Source organism: Bradyrhizobium sp. AS23.2, from assembly GCF_001908185.1.
In the GTDB taxonomy this organism is placed as follows: domain Bacteria; phylum Pseudomonadota; class Alphaproteobacteria; order Rhizobiales; family Xanthobacteraceae; genus Bradyrhizobium.
Map to the genome: position 1 here is coordinate 1 of NZ_LGHM01000271.1, position 3,372 is coordinate 3,372.

The 3,372-nt window shown below is 58.8% G+C and carries 4 protein-coding genes; 2 read left to right on the plus strand and 2 right to left on the minus strand.

Translation table 11 applies throughout. The annotated features are described in order from the left end of the window. Positions 1 to 75: 75 nt before the first annotated feature. Positions 76 to 312, plus strand: a complete 237-nt coding sequence (locus AC630_RS40540; RefSeq protein ID WP_283808483.1) for a JAB domain-containing protein — start codon at positions 76 to 78, stop codon at positions 310 to 312. Positions 313 to 626: 314 nt separating this feature from the next. Here AC630_RS40540 and AC630_RS40550 read toward each other — a convergent pair whose 3' ends face one another. Beyond that, positions 627 to 1,382: an FkbM family methyltransferase gene (locus tag AC630_RS40550; protein ID WP_074123929.1), complete on the minus strand. Its 756-nt coding sequence runs from the start codon at positions 1,380 to 1,382 to the stop codon at positions 627 to 629. Between the two features lie 144 nt (positions 1,383 to 1,526). On the opposite strand from AC630_RS40550, the gene AC630_RS46045 reads away from it, so the two are divergent. Beyond that, a complete protein-coding gene (locus AC630_RS46045) occupies positions 1,527 to 1,679 on the plus strand; it encodes a hypothetical protein (RefSeq protein WP_167561380.1) in 153 nt (50 codons plus the stop codon). 71 nt (positions 1,680 to 1,750) lie between these two features. On the opposite strand, the gene AC630_RS40555 is transcribed toward AC630_RS46045, so the two are convergent. Beyond that, positions 1,751 to 2,524, minus strand: a complete 774-nt coding sequence (locus AC630_RS40555) for a class I SAM-dependent methyltransferase (protein WP_167561381.1) — start codon at positions 2,522 to 2,524, stop codon at positions 1,751 to 1,753. Positions 2,525 to 3,372: the final 848 nt, after the last annotated feature.

Here is a 3,372-nt window from a genome sequence, read left to right on the forward strand (position 1 = left end):
TTATGTCCGCTGTTGGCCCCTTCGCGTCATTTCGTTGCCGCGCAGTAACCTGGTCGGTTTCGGAGAAGAGCAGACATCGAACGGCGGCCGAAACCCGCAGAGTCGGTCGAGAATGACCCCAAGCAGACATCATGCCCTCCGGTCGTGCTGATGCACAACCACCCCTCCGGCGATCCCTCGCCTTCGCAGGCCGACATCCAGATGACAAAGGCGATCATCGAGATCGCAAAGCCGCTGGGCATTGCCGTGCATGATCATATCATTGTCGGCAGGAACGGGCACGCGAGCCTGAAGGGGATGGGGCTGATTTGAGATGATCGCGTGCGCCTACAGCCATACAGACATTTCTTCGGTATGGATTCCCATATGAAGACTACGCTCGATATCGACGACACGGAGCAGCCGACGAGCTCGAATGATCCCAGCACGGTCCTCTCTTTCGATGAGACCGATGCGATAATACGTGATGTCCCCGCAGAAGCGCAGGCCCGGCGGAAGCAGGCTGCGCGGGACAACGTGCAGCCGTTGCGAAGGGCCAGCTGCAGCAGCCCCATGCCGCGAAGGCATTGCTATGCTCGTCGATAAGCAATTCCGTCAAAGGGAGGCAGCGACGGACCTGACGCCAATTACCCCAGTGCCGCGTGTATATCATACCAGTCGCGAAGACGGTTCGAAGTCCGAGCAGCCTTCAGTCGTGTACAGGTCTCCCGAGCAGAGTGCCATCGTCCGTCGGAGAGCCATGGCAGCGGACCGGAACTGTGGCCGCTTCTAAAGAAGCGCCCCGCTCTGCGGATTCGACCGGCATCACTGTAGCCCAAGTACCGCACAGCTCGACGTGTGAGTCTATCGTACAGGCAATCTTGGTTGGCGAGTTCGCGAAAGCTGACTTGATTGATGATCTTGAAACGTTTGAAACCGATGGCCTCCGCATGCTCGATGAGTTCACCAGCATCGTCATTGACCTCGAACGACAAGAAGCGAGGAGCGGTTTCGGGCCTAAGAGAAAGGACGCAGAACCGATCGGAGCCCTCAATATCTATCTTCAAGTAGTAAGGCACCCCATACCGTTCGAGAAGGTCGGAAAAGGTCACGCCGGGCACCTTGATTGAACCGATCGGCCTCATCTTTTCAACCAGCTGGCGGAATACAGAGCTCGAACCGAGATCGGTGCCGGCCAGCACCAACTCAACCGCTTCACCGTTTTCCGATATAGCCGCATTACACAGAATAAGTTGACCCGAACGAACTTGGCCGCAAAATTTCTGCATCGCGCCATCGATGAGTTCTGGATTGGCCTCCACAGCTACGACCCGAAAGCCACTCTCCAGGTAGTACTCTGTGTCCGTCCCGTCATACATTCCAATATCGAAGATTGTCTGCATCGCCCCGCATGACCCTGATTGAGCCTACCTAAACACGCTACCCAACGGCTGCTGCTTCGATTGATGCCACCTCCATAGCAGATATTTCGATGGCCTTCCATCACCGCTCCGGATGCACTGAGCGATCCAAGCGGTTGGCGCGACATGGAAGAACGCCGTCTGCCGTTCGATGGCCTCGGCGATATCGCGACGCAGGCCGGGCTCGCTATCATGCCGCCGCTGGCGCCACTTGAGCACATTCCCGCACCGACCCATGTCTCCAAATACGAAAGCAGGACCGTCCACGCGGGGGAATAACGCAGTGTGGCCAGTGAAGCGCTGACCCGCGTCGAGTGCTGCCCCATCCAAATCGAACCCGCGAACGAAACTCACGGTTTTGTTGCACGCACGGTGATGACGACGGCAAAGTCTGCGTCACACGGAGACAACTCCTCAGGCCGAAGATCGTCCACCGACAAGCCTTGGAGGCTGGCGACGGCCGAGAGCACATTGCCGTGCGACACCACTGTCAAATGAGTCAAAGGAAAATGGTGTTCGAAAAGGCGACGCATCGAACGGTCGGTGAACGTCCAATAGGTGCTGTCCCGGAGCTCCTGATCGATCGGCGTAATCCCCGGCACGGTCGCCAGGAGGGCACCGCCTGGTTTAAGGCTGCGGTGAAGTTCCTCGATCGCCGAAGCCACGTCAAAGACGTATTGCAGCGTTTGAGTTATGATAATGCAGTCGAAGGCATTTCCGGGTAGATTTCCAGCAGCATTGAGATCCGCGACTATTGTTGCATGAGGATTCGCGGGGTTGACGTCCAAGACGTCGGAATTTGTAACCCGTGTGCCGCCGAAGCGGCGAGTATAGGTGTTATCCTTGACCTCGAGCACCCGCCCCGCTACATCGCCAGCGTTGGCGGCCAGGAAGCTCTCGATATAGTAACGATCGATCGGGAGGCCGCGATCCCAAAGGTTACGACTGATGGGCGCGGTCCGCCGCAGATCTCCCCACCGGACATGTCCCACCGGAGGCGCGCTCGGATCGGCCGGAAAACGTTTTCTCAGGCGCTCGCGGAGATCGGGCGGAAGCATTGAGCCAATTTTGGCCCGCAGCGCTTTCCGCATACTCTCCCACTTCACTGGGTTCTGTTCGATCATCCGACGGTCTCCGGGCACGCAAGTGGCTTCATTCATGAAGCAAGCCCAAAGGTCCCGCGGCAGTTCCATGCGCTGTCGATGAAGATGGGCTGAAGGCCCCCGATCTGACCGCGCTCGCAGCTCTCATGGTCCGGGGCAACACTGCAGAGCTCTCGGCCACAAGCAGGCTGTGAGCCCTCCGGCCAACAGATTGGCCGCCTCGGCCACTGCCCCCGTCGATCGACCGGTGACTAGACATCTCGACGGAGGAGATCGTGTCGAGTACCCGCTTCTCGCCCGCACGGAACCTCGCGTCCACTGCGAGCAGCGGATGATCAAACGTGGCTCGCATGAGCTCGATGTGAGCGTTCGTGCTTCAACGGGATGATCACGAACAGTCACCAATTACAGTCCCCAATCCGCATCCCCAGATCACGCCAAGGCTCTTCAAAATGCCGGCAGATCAATGCGTTGGCTCTAGCGATTTGCTCATGCACAATCATCCGGGAGGAGATCCAGCACGTGCGCGAGAAGCTCGTCTGCCGGGCCTGCGAAGCGATCACCCAGCCGCTGGCTCCCTCGCACCCGATCGCGCGCGGGCGTGCAGGGCCCAAGCTGCTGGCCCATGTCCTGTTCGCCAAGTATGACCCCCTCGGCCGCGATCGGTGCCTTGCTGAGCCGTGCCAGATCAAAGAACTTGCGCCTGCCGTGCGCCCAGCACGAGGGTGGGCGAACCTTCGGTGGGCGAACCTTCTCAATGGCGCTGCTGTCTTATAGAAGGTGCGGCAAATCAGGTCGGTCGAGAGGTTTCATGGTTTCGCTCAAGCAGATCGTGTGTGCGACGGTTGCAATGCTCGCAGTGTCCACTG